This is a genomic window from Xanthomonas sp. NCPPB 901 (genome assembly GCF_056725085.1).
In genome coordinates this window covers 4230114-4245276 of sequence record NZ_CM161511.1, presented here as the reverse complement: position 1 = coordinate 4245276, position 15163 = coordinate 4230114, and the positions used below count along the sequence as shown (strand labels likewise).

Annotated in this window: 13 protein-coding genes; 7 read left to right on the top strand and 6 right to left on the bottom strand. The window is 67.5% G+C overall.

All coding sequences use genetic code 11. The annotated features are described in order from the left end of the window. Positions 1-287: 287 nt before the first annotated feature. Both AC1PME_RS17960 and AC1PME_RS17955 read right to left on the bottom strand, forming a co-directional pair. On the bottom strand, positions 288-1229 hold the full coding sequence (locus AC1PME_RS17960) for an electron transfer flavoprotein subunit alpha/FixB family protein (RefSeq protein ID WP_481096588.1): 942 nt from the start codon (positions 1227-1229) through the stop codon (positions 288-290). Then, positions 1229-1975 (bottom strand): electron transfer flavoprotein subunit beta/FixA family protein, encoded by a 747-nt coding sequence (locus tag AC1PME_RS17955; protein ID WP_254459193.1) that lies wholly within the window; start codon positions 1973-1975, stop codon positions 1229-1231. The genes AC1PME_RS17960 and AC1PME_RS17955 overlap by 1 nt, the downstream gene beginning before the upstream one ends. A 234-nt stretch (positions 1976-2209) precedes the next feature. Here AC1PME_RS17955 and rfbB point away from each other — a divergent pair, with 234 nt between their 5' ends. From rfbB to AC1PME_RS17930, 5 genes are read left to right on the top strand one after another with little or no spacing between them, the layout of a single operon-like run. Then, positions 2210-3265, top strand: coding sequence for a dTDP-glucose 4,6-dehydratase (gene rfbB / locus AC1PME_RS17950; protein WP_481096587.1), 1056 nt, complete (start codon positions 2210-2212; stop codon positions 3263-3265). A gap of 52 nt (positions 3266-3317) precedes the next feature. Further along, a complete protein-coding gene (gene rfbA, locus AC1PME_RS17945) occupies positions 3318-4205 on the top strand; it encodes a glucose-1-phosphate thymidylyltransferase RfbA (RefSeq protein ID WP_017911203.1) in 888 nt (295 codons plus the stop codon). After that, positions 4202-4774, top strand: a complete 573-nt coding sequence (rfbC, locus tag AC1PME_RS17940; RefSeq protein WP_043090220.1) for a dTDP-4-dehydrorhamnose 3,5-epimerase — start codon at positions 4202-4204, stop codon at positions 4772-4774. Before rfbA ends, rfbC begins: the two co-directional genes overlap by 4 nt. Continuing rightward, entirely contained in the window at positions 4771-5661 is an 891-nt protein-coding gene (gene rfbD, locus AC1PME_RS17935; RefSeq protein WP_307552470.1) for a dTDP-4-dehydrorhamnose reductase, read from the top strand. The genes rfbC and rfbD overlap by 4 nt, the downstream gene beginning before the upstream one ends. 55 nt (positions 5662-5716) lie before the next feature. After that, positions 5717-6955, top strand: a complete 1239-nt coding sequence (locus AC1PME_RS17930; protein WP_481096586.1) for a hypothetical protein — start codon at positions 5717-5719, stop codon at positions 6953-6955. A 64-nt stretch (positions 6956-7019) separates the two neighbouring features. Here AC1PME_RS17930 and AC1PME_RS17925 read toward each other — a convergent pair whose 3' ends face one another. Further along, positions 7020-8423 carry a mannose-1-phosphate guanylyltransferase/mannose-6-phosphate isomerase gene (locus tag AC1PME_RS17925; RefSeq protein ID WP_481096585.1) on the bottom strand — a complete coding sequence of 468 codons (1404 nt, stop codon included), beginning with the start codon at positions 8421-8423 and terminating at the stop codon, positions 7020-7022. Between the two features lie 54 nt (positions 8424-8477). Further along, complete coding sequence (locus AC1PME_RS17920) at positions 8478-9824, bottom strand: phosphohexomutase domain-containing protein (RefSeq protein WP_481096584.1); 1347 nt, start codon at positions 9822-9824, stop codon at positions 8478-8480. A gap of 132 nt (positions 9825-9956) precedes the next feature. Between AC1PME_RS17920 and AC1PME_RS17915 the strand changes: the two genes are divergently transcribed. Next, a complete protein-coding gene (locus AC1PME_RS17915; protein WP_481096583.1) occupies positions 9957-10694 on the top strand; it encodes a CoA transferase subunit A in 738 nt (245 codons plus the stop codon). A 1-nt stretch (position 10695) separates the two neighbouring features. Continuing rightward, positions 10696-11328 (top strand): CoA transferase subunit B, encoded by a 633-nt coding sequence (locus AC1PME_RS17910; protein WP_307552462.1) that lies wholly within the window; start codon positions 10696-10698, stop codon positions 11326-11328. A gap of 18 nt (positions 11329-11346) precedes the next feature. On the opposite strand, the gene AC1PME_RS17905 is transcribed toward AC1PME_RS17910, so the two are convergent. Both AC1PME_RS17905 and AC1PME_RS17900 read right to left on the bottom strand, forming a co-directional pair. Beyond that, the gene (locus AC1PME_RS17905; protein ID WP_481096582.1) at positions 11347-13413 is read right to left on the bottom strand and encodes a glycoside hydrolase family 99-like domain-containing protein; all 2067 of its coding nucleotides are present in this window, start codon (positions 13411-13413) and stop codon (positions 11347-11349) included. Beyond that, entirely contained in the window at positions 13410-15053 is a 1644-nt protein-coding gene (locus AC1PME_RS17900) for an electron transfer flavoprotein-ubiquinone oxidoreductase (RefSeq protein ID WP_481096581.1), read from the bottom strand. The genes AC1PME_RS17905 and AC1PME_RS17900 overlap by 4 nt, the downstream gene beginning before the upstream one ends. Positions 15054-15163: the final 110 nt, after the last annotated feature.

Genomic DNA, 15163 nt, shown 5'->3' with positions numbered 1-15163 from the left:
GTCGCGGCGTGTCACAGGTGTTAAGCCGTTGGCCCAGGCCTACTCTATCCGAGGCGATCAGGGGGAATCGTTGTTTGGTGCTGGCGAGAGAGGCGCGAGAACGCCTGCCACGTCTGTAGGAGCAGATTGGCCAGGTCGGAGGCTGTGCAGCATTAAAATGCGAGCGCCGAGTCGATACAAAGATCACGACGACGGCGCGAGCATATCCAGGGCCAGGCTGCGCGCCGCGACGGCGGTCCCGCAGTAGTCGGGTACGTCGCCACGGTGGGGCGACGTACCCGCAGGGTTCAACCCAGCGCTTTTTCCAGCTCCGGCAACACCGTGAACAGGTCGCCGACCAGGCCGATGTCGGCGATCTCGAAGATCGGCGACTCCGAGTCCTTGTTGATCGCGACGATGGTGCCGGCGTCCTTGATGCCGGTCAGGTGCTGGATCGCGCCGGAGATGCCCACGGCCACGTACAGTTCCGGCGCGATGATCTTGCCGGTCTGGCCGACCTGCAGTTCGTTGGGCACGTAGCCGGCGTCGACCGCCGCGCGCGAGGCGCCGACCGCCGCGCCGAGCTTGTCGGCGAGCTGGTAGACGATCTGGAAGTTCTCGGCCGAGCCGACGCCGCGGCCGCCGGAGACCACGCGCTTGGCGCTTTGCAGGTCGGGGCGGTCGGAGCTGCCGGCGGCCAGGCCGACGAAGCGGGTGTGGCCCGGCAGGGCGGCGTCGACGCTGGCCGCTTCGACTGCGGCAGTGCCGCCCTGTGCGGCTTCCGGCCAGGACGCGCTGCGCACGGTGGCGACCACGATCTGGTCGGCCGGTGCCTGCACGCTGATGATCGCGTTGCCGGCGTAGATCGGACGCTTGAAAGCGTATTCGCCGTCCACTGCCATCAGGTCGGAGATCTGGTTGACGCCCAGCAGCGCGGCCACCACCGGCATCAGGTCCTTGCCGAAGGTGGTGGACGGGCCGAACACGTGGCTGTAGCCCTTCGCCAGGGCGGCGATCTGCGGGCCCAGCACCTGCGCGATGGCGTGTTCGTTGGCCGGATTGGCGACGGTGAGGACGCGGGCGACGCCGGCGATCTGCGCGGCCTGGGCGGCAACCGTGGCCGGATCGGCGGCCAGCACGACGATGTCGATGGCCTCGGGCGACAGCGCCTGCGCGGCGCTGACGCACTTGGCGGTGGCGGCGTTGAGCTGCCCGTTGAGGTGTTCGGCGACGACGAGGATTTTAGACATCACAGCAACCCCTTCTGCTTGAGTGCGGCCACCAGTTCGGCGGCGTCCTTGACCATCACGCCGCGGCTGCGCTTGGCCGGCGGGGCGTAGTGGGTGGTGGTGAGGCTGTCGTTGGCCTCCACGCCCAGCTCGGCGAAGGCCAGCGTCTGCAGCGGCTTGCTCTTGGCCTTCATGATGTCCGGCAGCTTGATGAAGCGCGGCTCGTTCAGGCGCAGGTCGGTGGTGACCACCGCCGGCAGGTCCACCTCCAGGGTCTCCAGGCCGGCGTCGACTTCGCGGGTCACCGTGGCCTTGCCGTCGGCCACCACCAGCTTGCCGGCGAAGGTCGCCTGCGGACGGCCCCACAGCGTGGCCAGCATCTGCCCGGTCTGGTTGGCGTCGTCGTCGATCGCCTGCTTGCCGAGGATCACCAGGTCCGGCTGTTCCTGCTCGACCAGCTTGAGCAGGGTGCGCGCGGCGGTCAGTGGTTGGATCGCCGCGTCGGCGACCACGTGGATGGCGCGGTTGGCGCCCATCGCCAGGCCGTTGCGCAGATGCGCGGCGGCGTCGGCCGGGGCGATGGTGGCGACCACCACCTCGCTGGCGATGCCGGCGTCGCGCAGGCGCAGCGCCTCTTCCAGGGCGATTTCGTCGAATGGGTTGGCGGAGAGCTTGACGCCCTCGGTGACCACGCCGGAGCCGTCCGGCTTGACCTGAATGCGGACGTTGTAGTCCACCACGCGCTTGTAGGCGACGAGGATTTTCATCGTGTACGAGATCCTTCAGCAGTGCGGGAAGGCCCGGCCGCGGCGGCTGGCGCGGGGCAGTCGGAGGATTCTAACCGGGCGCGGGGGACCATGCGAGGGCGTATGGTCAAGGGCGGTCGGCGGACTGAACAGCGGCGGTTGCACGCGTATCGCACCGTCTCCGGGGCGCTATGCTTACCGGTTACGCTCCAGCGATTGTGTCTGGTGCACAGGCCGAGAAACGGGAGAAAGACAGTGGCAACGTGGCTCGTGACCGGCGGTGCCGGCTTCATCGGCGGCAATTTCGTGCTCGAGGCGGCGGCGCGCGGCGTGCGCGTGATCAACCTCGATGCGTTGACCTATGCCGGAAACCTGAACACGCTGGCGTCGCTGGAGGGTAACCCCGACCACGTGTTCGTGCACGGCGATATCGGCGACCGCGCGCTGGTGAGTCGCCTGCTCACCGAGCACCAGCCCGACGCCGTGGTCAATTTCGCCGCCGAGAGCCACGTGGACCGCTCGATCGACGGCCCCGGCGCCTTCATCCAGACCAATGTGGTCGGCACCCTCGGCCTGCTGGAGTCGGTGCGCGATCACTGGAAGGCGCTGCCGGAGGACCGCCGCGCCACGTTCCGCTTCCTGCACGTGTCCACCGACGAGGTCTACGGCACGCTCGGCGAGACCGGCAAGTTCAGCGAAACCACACCGTATGCGCCGAACTCGCCGTACTCGGCGTCCAAGGCCGCGTCCGACCACCTGGTGCGCGCGTTCCACCACACCTACGGCCTGCCGGTGCTCACCACCAACTGCTCCAACAACTACGGCCCGTACCACTTCCCCGAGAAGCTGATCCCGCTGGTGATCGCCAAGGCCCTGGCCGGCGAGCCGCTGCCGGTGTACGGCGATGGCAAGCAGGTGCGCGACTGGCTGTTCGTCGGCGACCATTGCGAGGCGATCCGCACCGTGCTGGCCAAGGGCAAGGTGGGCGAGACCTACAACGTCGGCGGCAACGCCGAGAAGCAGAACATCGAGGTGGTGCAGGCGATCTGTGCACTGCTGGACGCGCGGCGTCCGCGCGAAGACGGCAAGCCGCGCGCCAGCCAGATCACCTATGTCGCCGACCGGCCGGGGCACGACCGCCGCTACGCGATCGACGCCTCCAAGCTGAAGAACGAGCTGGGCTGGGAGCCGAAATACACGTTCGAACAGGGCATCGCGCTCACCGTGGACTGGTACCTGAGCCATCAGGACTGGGTGCAGGGCGTGCTCGATGGCAGCTATCGGCTGGAACGGATCGGCACCGCGGCATAACGCGCGTCCCGCGCAAGCGTCCGGACGTGCGGACTTCACCAGGGAACACCTCATGACACAACGCAAGGGCATCATCCTCGCTGGCGGCTCCGGCACGCGGCTGTATCCGATCACCAAGGGCGTCAGCAAGCAGCTGCTGCCGGTATACGACAAACCGATGATCTATTACCCGCTCAGCGTGCTGATGCTGGCCGGGATCCGCGAGGTGCTGATCATCAATACCCCGCACGAACAGGCGCTGTTCCGCGCGCTGCTGGGCGATGGCGCGCAGTGGGGCATGGACATCCAGTACGCGGTGCAGCCGAGCCCGGACGGGCTGGCCCAGGCCTACCTGATCGGTCGCGATTTCGTCGCCGGCAAGCCGAGCTGCCTGGTGCTGGGCGACAACATCTTCCACGGCCATGGCCTGACCGAAACCCTGCGCCGCGCCGATGCGCGAGAGCATGGCGCCACCGTGTTCGGCTATTGGGTCAACGACCCCGAGCGCTACGGCGTGGCCGAGTTCGATGCGTCGGGCAAGGTCATCGACATCGAGGAAAAGCCGGCCAAGCCGCGCTCGAACTATGCGGTGACCGGGCTGTATTTCTACGATGGCCGCGCCAGCGACTACGCCGCGGAACTGCAACCTTCCGCACGCGGTGAACTGGAAATCACCGATCTCAATCGCCGTTACCTGCAGGACGGCGAACTGCATCTGGAAGCGCTTGGCCGTGGCTACGCCTGGCTGGACACCGGGACCCACCAGTCGCTGCACGAGGCTTCTAACTTCATCGAGACCATTCAGTCGCGGCAAGGGTTGCAGGTGTGCTGTCCGGAAGAGATCGCGTTCGGACAGGGGTGGATCGATGCCGCGCAATTGGAAAGGCTGGCCGCACCTTTACTTAAGAATGGCTACGGCAGATATCTGCAGGAGCTGGCTGTACGAGGAATCGTTCCGTGAAAGTGATTGAGACAAACTTGCCCGGCTGCATGGTGATCGAACCGGCAGTGTTCGGCGATGCCCGCGGTTACTTCATGGAACTGTGGAATGCCGAACGTTTCGCGGAACTGGGGCTTCCCAGTCGATTCGTGCAGAGCAACGTGTCTGCGTCGTCCAAGGGCGTTTTGCGCGGCCTGCATTACCAGTGGCCACGGCCGCAGGGCAAGCTGGTCAGTGTGCTGGAGGGGGAGGTCTACGATGTGGCGGTGGACCTGCGCCGAGGCTCGCCGACCTTCGGACGCTGGGAAGCGGTGATTCTGAGTGCGGAGAACCGCCGCCAGTTCTGGATTCCCGAGGGATTCGCACACGGGTTCGCGGTTCTCTCTGAGTTCGCGGTCTTCAGCTACCTGTGCACCGATGTCTACGTGAAAACCGCCGATGCGGGCGTGCGCTGGAACGATGCGAGCATTGCCGTCGATTGGCCAATCGCCGACCCCATCCTCTCGTCGAAGGACGCGCACGCACCGTTCCTCGAGCAGCTCGGCGAGGAATGTCTGCCGGTATATCCGGCGCAGGGAGACGCAGCGTGAGCGTGCTGGTCATCGGCGGTAACGGTCAGGTTGGTCAGGAGCTGCTGCGTGCGCTTTCCGGCAGCAGGGTACTGGCGACTACGCGCAGCGGCCTGCTGGCCGACGGATCGGCCTGTCTGCGCGCGGACCTGGACAAGCCGGAACAACTGGTCGCGCTGCTGTCCGTCGCGCGGCCGACCTGGGTGATCAATGCGGCTGCTTACACCGCAGTGGACAAGGCCGAACAGGAGCGCGCGGCGGCGTTCCGGGTCAATGCCGAGGCGCCCGCCGCGATCGCGCGCTGGTGCGCCGAGCAGGGTGTGCCGTTGTTGCACTACTCGACGGATTATGTCTTCGACGGTCGCGCCAGGCGCCCCTATTTGCCGGACGATCCGACCGGCCCGCTTTGCGTCTACGGTGAGAGCAAGCTGGCTGGAGAGCAGGCGATCCGAGCTGCGGGCGGTCGCCATTTGATTTTCCGCACCGCTTGGGTGTATTCGGCACACGGCCACAACTTCCTGCGCACGATGCTGCGTGCCGGTGCCGAACGCGACGAGTTGCGAGTGGTGGCCGACCAGATTGGCACGCCAACGCCGGCGGCGTTGATCGCGCAGATGACGGTGCGGGCGATGCGGCATCCCATCCAACGTTCGGGAACCTGGCACCTGACGGCCACCGGAGAGACGAGCTGGTATGGCTTTGCCGAACACATTTTTGCGACCGCCCTTGCGCTCGGGCTGGCCGATCGCGTGCCGAAGCTGACGCCGATCGCGACCGCAGATTACCCGACCGCGGCGGCACGGCCAGCCTATTCACGGTTGGATACGAGCTCGTTCTTTGCCGATTTTGGCGTTGAGTTACCGCAGTGGCAAAATGAAGTTACAAATGTGATAAGTTCGATGCAATGATTGGCCGTGCCGCCTTCCGATAGGCGCGCGCAGATCGCGGCTCAAATGAAGGCTGATGAAAACTCAGTTAAACCCTGGTGTCCAAGCATCTGGATCGCCGGCGTCAGCCCTGTACTACCTGCATATCCCGAAGACGGCAGGGACCACACTCACCGCTTTTCTCGATGCGCAGTATGCGCATGATGAAATATGTCCGAGCCAGTTGCTGCCGGATTTGTTCGCACTCGACCGGAATCGCCTGGGTGGGTACCGCCTGTTCCGCGGCCATCTGTGGCACGGGCTGGAACGGTATGTCGGTCAGCCACTGCGTTATCTGACGATGCTACGGGACCCTTTGCAGCGCACATTGTCGTGGTATGCGCATGTGCGTCGCGATCCCAATGCGTACCGGCACGAACAGGTGGTACGCGAACGCTGGTCGTTACTGGATTTCGTTTCCGATCCTGAAACGCGCTGGGATCTGGTCAATACGCAAACGTTGTCCCTGGCCGCAGATCTGGATTTCGAAAGGCTGGCAGCGGATCCGACCGGTTATGGCCGCCGTACGATCCGCGCCTATGCCGAGCGCGGCGACGATCCGGCGTTGCTGGAGACCGCGAAACACCGCCTGCAATCGATGCAGTTCGGCATCGTCGAGCGTATCGAAGATTCCCTTGCCCTGTTCGCGCACACCTTCGGATTCGATCCGGGGCTGCCGGTTCCGCATCTCAATGCATCGGTCGATCGCCTCCCCGAGTTCGGGGTGGCTGCCGATGTGCGTGTCGCCGTGGAAAGTGTCACCGGGTTGGACCGCGCACTGTACGAGTGGGCCAGGGGCGCGTTCGCGGAACGCTTCAACGCGATGGCGCGCTCGCTGGTGATGGAAGAGGCCAGGCGCGAAGGTCATGCCGGACTGGCCTGGCGGTTGCCGCTGCAGCCGTCTACGTTCAAGCGCATCAGTGTGACGCTCCTGGAATGTCCACGAACGCTACCTGCCGATACGCGGGTCGTGCTGAAGGCACGCGTCCGCAACGACTCCGACGAACTGTTGAGCAGCCGTCCGCCGAACCCGCTACATGTCTCCTACCACTGGGTCGATGCCGAGAGCGGCGAGGTGGTTGTGTACGACGGTGAGCGCAGTGTGCTGCCCGTAGCATTGGGGGCGGGCGGGCATCTGACGATTGCGGTGCAAGTACGTACTCCGGCACGTAGCGGCCGGTTCACGCTCCAGCTGAGGTTGGTACAGGAGGGCGTGAGCTGGATCGAAGACGGTGGCCTTGCGCAGGATGTGGACGTGCAGAGGGTGGCGGACTGACATCGGGATGGAGGCCGTAAGCGGCCTCCATCCGGTCCGTCGCATCCGTGCAAGGGTCTCAGTCTCACGTGCGCCCGTAGGTGTCCTCGAAGCGCACGATGTCGTCCTCGCCCAGATAGCTGCCCGACTGCACCTCGATCAGCTCCAGCGGCAGCTTGCCCGGGTTCTTCAGGCGGTGGGTCACGCCCAGCGGGATGTAGGTGCTCTGGTTCTCGGTGAGCAGCAGCACTTCCTCGCCACGGGTGACCTCGGCGGTGCCGCTGACCACGATCCAGTGCTCGGCGCGGTGGTGATGCATCTGCAGGCTCAGCGTGGCGCCGGGCTTGACCGTGATGCGCTTGACCTGGAAGCGCTGGCCGTTGTCGATCGAGTCGTAGGCGCCCCACGGGCGGTACACCTTGCGGTGCCAGGTGGCTTCGGAACGGCCATTGGCCTTGATCTTGGCGACGACGTCCTTCACTTCCTGGATGCGCTCCTTGTGGCCGACCAGCACCGCGTCGTCGGTCTCCACCACCACCACGTCCTGCAGGCCCACCATGGCGATCAGACGCGAGCCGTAGGCGTAGGTGTTGCGGCAATCGATCTCGATCACGTCGCCGTGGTGGGCGTTGCCGTTGGCGTCCTGCGGCGACACGTCCAGCAGCGCCGACCACGAACCGACGTCGCTCCACTGCGCGTCCAGCGGCACCACCACCGCGTCGGCGGTCTTCTCCATCACCGCGTAGTCGATGGAGTCGGAGGGGCTGGCGGCGAAGGCGTCCTTGTCCAGGCGGGTGAAGTCGGCATCGCGCTTGGCGGTTTGCCATGCCTTGCTGCAGGCGTCGGCGATGGCCGGCTGGAAGCGCCGCAGCTCTTCCAGGTAGCGCGAGGCGCGGAACAGGAACATGCCGCTGTTCCAATAGTATTGGCCCGAGGTCAGATACCCCTGGGCGGTGGCCAGGTCGGGCTTTTCGACGAAGCGTTCGACCGCGCGTGCGCCATCGCCGGCGGCGGCCTTGATGTAGCCGTAGCCGGTTTCCGGTGCGGTCGGTTTGATCCCGAAGGTCACCAGTTTGCCGTCTGCAGCCGAAGACGCGGCGGCCTTGACCGCCGCCTGGAACGCCGCTTCGTCGAGGATCACGTGATCCGAGGGCAGGACCAGCAGCAGCGGATCGGCGCCGTCGCGCATCGCCTCCAGCGCCGCCACCGCAATGGCAGGCGCGGTGTTGCGGCCCTTGGGTTCGAGCAGGATCGCGCCTGGCGTGACGCCCAATTGCTGCAATTGCTCTGCGGCGATGAAGCGGTGTTCTTCATTGGCCACCAGGATGGGGGGACGCCCGGCGATCGGCGCAGCGCGCAGCCAGGTCGACTGCAGCATGGTGGTGTTTCCCACCAACGGCAGGAACTGCTTGGGATAGGCCTCGCGCGACAGCGGCCAGAGGCGGGTGCCGGAACCACCGGACAGGATGATGGGCAGAATGTCGCTCATAAACGGAAGGACTCCATGGATCCGTTGAAGGGGGAGAGAAAGGCAACGACGCGATCAGGCTTTCAGCAGCTCGGAAATTTCCTGCGTACGCTGTTCCAGCAGGGCCGCATCGCCGCGGGTTTCCACGTTCAGGCGCAGCAGCGGTTCGGTGTTGGAGCTGCGCAGGTTGAAGCGCCAGTCGGCGAATTCGGCGCTGACGCCGTCGGTATAGTCCAGCGCCGGCGCATGCGCGGCGAAGTGCTCCATGACCCGCGCCACCGCCGCCTTGGCATCGGCGACCTTGAAGTTGATCTCGCCGCTGCACGGGAACTTCTGCATGCGCGCCTCGACCAGGTCGGCCAGCGAGCGGCCGGACTGCGACACCAGCTCGGCGATCAGCAGCCACGGGATCATCCCCGAGTCGGCATAGGCGAATTCGCGGAAATAGTGGTGCGCGCTCATCTCGCCGCCGTACACGGCGTTCTCGCTGCGCATCTTCTCCTTGATGAAGGCGTGGCCGCTCTTGCACAGCACCGGGATGCCGCCGGCCTCCTCGACCTGTTCGATCGTGTTCCAGGTCAGGCGCGGGTCGTGCACGACCTTGCCGCCCGGTTGCTTGGCCAGGATCGCCTGTGCCAGCAGGCCCACCAGGTAGTAGCCCTCGATGAAGCGGCCGTCGGCGTCGAAGAAGAAGCAGCGGTCGAAGTCGCCGTCCCAGGCGATGCCGAAGTCGGCGCCGTGCTGCTTGACCGCGTTGGCGGTGGCGGCGCGGTTTTCCGGCAGCAGCGGGTTGGGAATGCCGTTGGGGAAATGGCCGTCCGGCTCGTGGAAGACGCGCACGAACTCGAACGGCAGGTGCGGCGCCAACAGGTCGACGATGGCGCCGGCGCCGCCGTTGCCGGCGTTGACCACCAGCTTCAGCGGCTTGAGCGTGGCGCGGTCGACGTAGCTGAGCAGGTGTTCGATGTAGGCGCTCTTGTCCGGGCGGTGATGCTCGGCGGCGGTGGGGGCAACGGCCGCCGCGGTGTCGGCGGCGACGGTGTCGCGGATCGCGAACAGGCCGGTATCGGAGCTGATCGGGCGCGCGTTCTCGCGCACCAGCTTCATGCCGTTGTAGTCCATCGGGTTGTGGCTGGCGGTGACCATCACGCCGCCGGCCGCCTGCAGGTGGTCGGTCTGGAAATACACTTCCTCGGTGCCGCACAGGCCGATGTCGATGACCTCGCGGCCGCTGGCGCGCAGGCCCGCCGACAGCGCCGCCTGCAGCGCCGGGCTGGCCAGGCGCACGTCGTGGCCCACCACCACCGGGCCGCTCTGCAATTGCCCGGCCAACGCCACGCCGATGCGGCGCGCCAACTCCTCGTTCAGTTCGTCGGGAACGCGACCGCGGATGTCGTAGGCCTTGAATGCGGGAAGCGACATGGATGAGGGTCCTAGATGGGGGAAACCGGAGTGTAACGTTACGGCGCTTAATCGGTCGTTGCGGCGGTGCGGCGGGGGTCCGGCGCGGCGAGCGGCTAGACTACGCGCCTATTTCCAACGCGGAGCTGGCGAATGGGCGACACCTCTACCCCTGCGGGCGGGCGGCGCGGCAAGCTTTTCCCCGATGCGGCCACGGCGCTGGCCGACGTGGTGGCGGACGGCCAGACCCTGGCGGTCGGCGGCTTCGGCCTGTGCGGCATCCCGGAGGCGCTGATCGCGGCCTTGCGCGACAGCGGCGTCGGCGGCCTCACCGTGATCTCCAACAATGCCGGCGTCGACGGTTTCGGCCTAGGCCAGTTGCTGGCGACGCGGCAGATCCGCAAGATGATTTCCTCCTACGTCGGCGAGAACAAGGAATTCGAACGCCAATACCTGGCCGGCGAACTGGAACTGGAATTCAACCCGCAGGGCACCCTGGCCGAACGCCTGCGCGCCGGTGGCGCCGGCATTCCCGCCTTCTTCACCGCCACCGGCTACGGCACGGTGGTGGCCGAGGGCAAGGAGACCCGCGAGTTCGACGGCAAGCACTATGTGCTGGAGACCGCCCTTCGCGCCGACGTGGCCCTGGTCAAGGCATGGAAGGCCGATGCCGCCGGCAACCTGGTGTTCCGCAAGACCGCGCGCAACTTCAATCCGGCCTGCGCGATGGCCGGCAAGCTCTGCATCGCCGAGGTCGAGCAGTTGGTGGAGACCGGCAGCCTGGATCCGGACCAGGTGCACCTGCCCGGCATCTACGTGGACCGCATCGTGCACAACCCGCATCCGGAAAAACGCATCGAACAGCGCACCCTGCGCCAGAAGGACGCCTGACATGGCCTGGACCCGCGACGACATGGCGCAGCGCGCCGCCCGCGAACTCACCGACGGCGCCTACGTGAACCTGGGCATCGGCCTGCCGACCCTGGTCGCCAACCACATTCCCGAGGGCGTGGACGTGTGGCTGCAGTCGGAAAACGGCCTGCTCGGCATCGGCCCATTCCCGACCGAGGACGAGGTCGACGCCGACCTGATCAACGCCGGCAAGCAGACTGTCACTGCCCGCGCCGGCGCCAGCTACTTCGGCAGCCACGACTCCTTCGCGATGATCCGCGGCGGCCATATCGACCTGGCCATCCTCGGCGCGATGCAGGTCAGTGCGCAGGGCGACCTGGCCAACTGGATGGTGCCGGGCAAGATGGTCAAGGGCATGGGCGGGGCGATGGACCTGGTGGCCGGGGTCAAGCGCGTGGTCGTGCTGATGGAACACGTGGCCAAGGACGGCAGCCACAAGATCCTGCCGGCCTGCGATCTGCCGCTGACGGGCGTGGGTGTGGTCGACCGCATCATCACCGATCTGGCCGTGTTCGACGTCACCGACAACGGCCTGGTGCTGGTCGAGACCGCCGAGGGCGTGGACGAGGCCGAACTGGTCGCCAAGACCGGCGTGCCGTTCCGGCGCGCATAAGCGCTGCGCCGGCGCCGCTCAGGCGCTGCGCTGCGCGTAGGCGTAGTCGGTGGCTGCTGGTGGCGGCTGGCCGAGCAGCTCGGCCACGGTGGCCACCCGGTAGCCGGCGCGCTCGGCCAGCGGCGCCGCCAGCCGTTCCACCGCGTGCGCCAGGGTGGCGTCGAGCTGCCCTTGCTCCGCCTCGAATTCCGACGGGCAAAGGCCGCTGTCCAGCAGCGGCCGCAGCGCGTCCAGCCGCGCCCAGAACATGCTGCCGGAGATGAACTGCGCCTGCTCCAGGCGCGCGTCGCTGTGGCCGGTCCGGCGCAGCAGATAGTCGGCGGCCGTGCGGTTGCCGCCCCAGAACTCCGCCAACGGCAGCAGATGGCCTTCGGGTGCGACCAGGCCGAGCGCAGGATCCTGCGCGAAGGCCTGCAGCACGCGCGCGGCGCGGTCGGCGCCGGCCAGGCGTTGCAGCAGCTCGGAGCGCCAGGCATCGCCGTTATGAAGATGGGTGCTGCGCTTGGTGTGCAGTTTCAATGCCACGTCCACGCCGTCGCGCAGCAGCCGCTCGGCGGCGTGCAGGAACGGCAGGATGTCGCGGCCACGGTTTTCCAGCACCATCAGTTCGGATGGGAAGGCGCACGCGCGCAGGTGCGCCCTTACCGCATCGGCCTGGTCGGGCGAGGTGGTGACCAGCAGGCGCCACGACAGGGCGCTCGCCGTCAGTTGCGCCAGCAGTTCGGGCAGCACCTCGGGATACCACGCGTGGACGATCGCGTGCGGCGTGGCGTCGCGTGCCGGCCGCGGCGCCAGCGCGCGGCGGGTGGCGTCGAGATAGGCGTGGCCCAGCCGCGCGTCCGGTTCCAGCACGGCGCCTTCGGCCCACTCGTTCCAGGCATTGACGAATACCAGGCGCTGTTCGGCACGGCGGTCCTGCAGCCGGGTATGGATGGTGGTGCGCAGCCAGTCCTCGTAGCCGCGCGGCGAGGCGTGCAGATAGACACGGCCGGCGCCGGGGCGGCGCGCTTCGTTGTCCCAGCCCGGGTTGACGCCCGGATACAGCAGGTAGTCGGGCAGCGGGCGCGCGGCGATCTCCGCGGCTAGGGCGCGCCAGTCCAGCACGGCGCCGGTGTAGTCGGGATTGAGCAGTTGCTGGTCGGCGGCCAGCGAGCGAGGATTGCTCATGTTCGGCGGGAACTCGACCGCCGCGTCGAAGCCGATGTCGCGCGGGTCCGGCCGCTCGAAGCCCTGCACGTAGGCCAGGTGCAGTTCGCCGATGCCGTGCTGTCGGCACCAGTCGCGCCAGCGCGTCGCGGTCGCCTGCGGATCCGGCAGCAGGTGCGGGCGGTACACCAGCAGCATCGGCCGGCCGTCCACGCGCAGGCAGCGTGGGTCGCGCAGGTAGTCGGCGACGTGCGCGATGAAGTCCAGGTCGTCCTGTGCGCTGTGCGCCTGCGCCATCAGCACGTCGTCGCCGCGGCCGTCCCAGCGCCGCGACCATTGCTCGTTGGCCCAGCACAGGCAGAACGGCAGCTCCAGCGTGGGATCGTCCAGCCACTGGCGCAGCGGCGTCTCCAGCAAGGTCTTGCCGCCGAACCAGTAGAAGTAGAAGCAGAACGCGCCGACGCCGTACTGCTTCGCCAGCGCCACCTGCTGGCGCATGCTGTGCGGATTGCGCAGGTCGTAGAACCCCAGGTCTGCCGGCAGGCGCGGCTGCACGTGTCCTTCGAACTGCGGCAGCGCGCGGGTGACGTTGCGCCATTCGGTGAAGCCGGTACCCCACCAGGCGTCGTTCTCCGGGATCGGGTGGAACTGCGGCAAGTAGAACGCCACCAGCGTGGCCGGCAGCGGCGTTGGCACTGGTGCGGCGTGTGGTGCGACGTGGCCGATCGCGCGTTCGTCGGCGCGCGCGCGCGGCCGGCGTTCGCCGTGTCCGGCGGCGGCGCGGCCGCGCGGCGGTGGCGGTACCAGGTCCGCATGGCGGTCCAGGAAGCGCGCGCGTAGACGGTCGCGCTGTGCCGGCGCCAGCGGCAGGGCGCGGAAGCCGGCACGCAGCGTCAGGTACAGCGCGGTCTTCAGGCGCGCGGGCAGGCCGGCGCTCACAGGTTCTGGTAGTTCGGCCCGGAGCCGCCTTCCGGGGTGACCCAGTCGATGATCGCGTACGGGTCCTTGATATCGCAGGTCTTGCAGTGCACGCAGTTGGCGGCGTTGATCTGCAGGCGCTTGCCGGCCGCGTCGTCGACGATCTCGTATACCGCCGCCGGGCAGAAGCGCGTGCACGGGTTGCCGTATTCCTCGGTGCAGCGGGTCACGCAGATCTGCGGATCGCGCACGTGCAGGTGCACGGGCTGGTCCTCGTCGTGCTCGGTGGCGGCGAAGTACACGCCCTGCAGGCGGTCGCGCGGGGCCAGCTCGCGTTGCACGTAGTCGCGCTTGGGCTGCTCGTGCTCGCCCAGCCGGTCCAGGCTCTTCCAGTCGGCGCCGACCTTGAGGGTCCACGGCGAGGCGCCCTTGACCAGGGTTTCCCAGGCGCCGTTGAGCAGGCCGAACCACAGGCCCTTCTTGAAGCCGGGCTTGATGTTGCGCACCTGGCGCAATTCGGCCATCACCTCCGAGCCGCGCAGGCGCGCGTCGAAGCCGGCCGGGTCCAGCGCGGCGCCGGCGGCGAGGTGCTCGGCGGCGAGCATGCCGCTGCGGATCGCCTGGTGGGTGCCCTTGATCTTGGGCACGTTGAGCAGGCCGGCGGTATCGCCGATCAGCAGCGCGCCGGGCATCTCCACCTTCGGCAGCGACTGCCAGCCGCCGCTGGCGATGGCGCGCGCGCCGGCCGAGAGGATGGTGCCGCCTTCCAGCAGCGACTTCATCATCGGGTGGTTCTTCCACTGCTGGAACGCTTCCCACGGCCGGTATTCGGGGTCGTGGTAGTCCAGGCCGCTGACGTAGCCCAGCGCCACCTGGTTGTTCTCCAGGTGGTACAGGAAGCTGCCGCCATAGGTCTTGCTGTCGGCCGGCCAGCCCAGGGTATGCACGATCCTGCCGGGGCTGACGCGGCCCTCGGGCAGCTGCCACAGTTCCTTGATGCCGATCGAGAACGCCTGCGGATCGTGGCCGGCGTCGAGCGCGAAGCGCGCGATCAGGCGCTTGGTCAGATGTCCGCGCGCGCCTTCGGCCAGCACCGTGACCTTGGCGTGGATGTCGATGCCGGCGGTGTAGCCGGGCTTGTGCGATCCGTCCTTGGCTACGCCCATGTCGCCGATGCGCACGCCCAGCACCGTGCCGTCCTCGGCGTGCAGGGTCTCGGCGGCGGCGAAGCCGGGGTAGATCTCCACGCCCAGCGCTTCGGCCTGCGGCGCCAGCCAGGCGCATAGGGCGCCGAGGCTGACGATGAAGTTGCCATGGTTGCGCATGCTTGGCGGCACCATCGGGAACTTGTACCCGCCGTCCTTGCTCAGGTACCAGAACTCGTCCTCGGCCGCCGGCACGCAGATCGGCGGCGGATTGTCGCGCCAGCCCGGCAGCAGCGCGTCCAGCGGCGCCGGTTCGATCACCGCGCCGGAGAGGATGTGCGCGCCGATGGTGCTGGCCTTCTCGATCACGCAGACCGAGAGGTCGGGATTGAGCTGCTTGAGCCGGATCGCGAACGCCAACCCGGCCGGACCCGCGCCGACGGTGACGACGTCGTATTCCATGACGTCGCGCTCCACTGGCTGCGGCGCGTTGGCGCCGCCCTCGGTTCCCGTCATCTGCTCCGCTCCCGTTGGCTCGTTCTGGCTGCCCGCATTTTCAGGGTTTGCGCGTGAAGGGGCAAATTCCGCACGCCGGCGTATGGTGGCGGCCGGCATGCTAGCGTGAC

Excerpts from the sequence above, each read along its gene's own strand:
- AC1PME_RS17915 (WP_481096583.1), top strand. The coding sequence starts at position 9,957 with ATGGGCGACACCTCTACCCCTGCGGGCGGGCGGCGCGGCAAGCTTTTC.
- rfbA (WP_017911203.1), top strand. The coding sequence starts at position 3,318 with ATGACACAACGCAAGGGCATCATCCTCGCTGGCGGCTCCGGCACGCGG.
- AC1PME_RS17920 (WP_481096584.1), bottom strand. The coding sequence starts at position 9,824 with ATGTCGCTTCCCGCATTCAAGGCCTACGACATCCGCGGTCGCGTTCCC.
- AC1PME_RS17930 (WP_481096586.1), top strand. The coding sequence starts at position 5,717 with ATGAAAACTCAGTTAAACCCTGGTGTCCAAGCATCTGGATCGCCGGCG.
- AC1PME_RS17955 (WP_254459193.1), bottom strand. The coding sequence starts at position 1,975 with ATGAAAATCCTCGTCGCCTACAAGCGCGTGGTGGACTACAACGTCCGC.
- AC1PME_RS17960 (WP_481096588.1), bottom strand. The coding sequence starts at position 1,229 with ATGTCTAAAATCCTCGTCGTCGCCGAACACCTCAACGGGCAGCTCAAC.
- AC1PME_RS17900 (WP_481096581.1), bottom strand. The coding sequence starts at position 15,053 with ATGACGGGAACCGAGGGCGGCGCCAACGCGCCGCAGCCAGTGGAGCGC.
- AC1PME_RS17910 (WP_307552462.1), top strand. The coding sequence starts at position 10,696 with ATGGCCTGGACCCGCGACGACATGGCGCAGCGCGCCGCCCGCGAACTC.
- AC1PME_RS17925 (WP_481096585.1), bottom strand. The coding sequence starts at position 8,423 with ATGAGCGACATTCTGCCCATCATCCTGTCCGGTGGTTCCGGCACCCGC.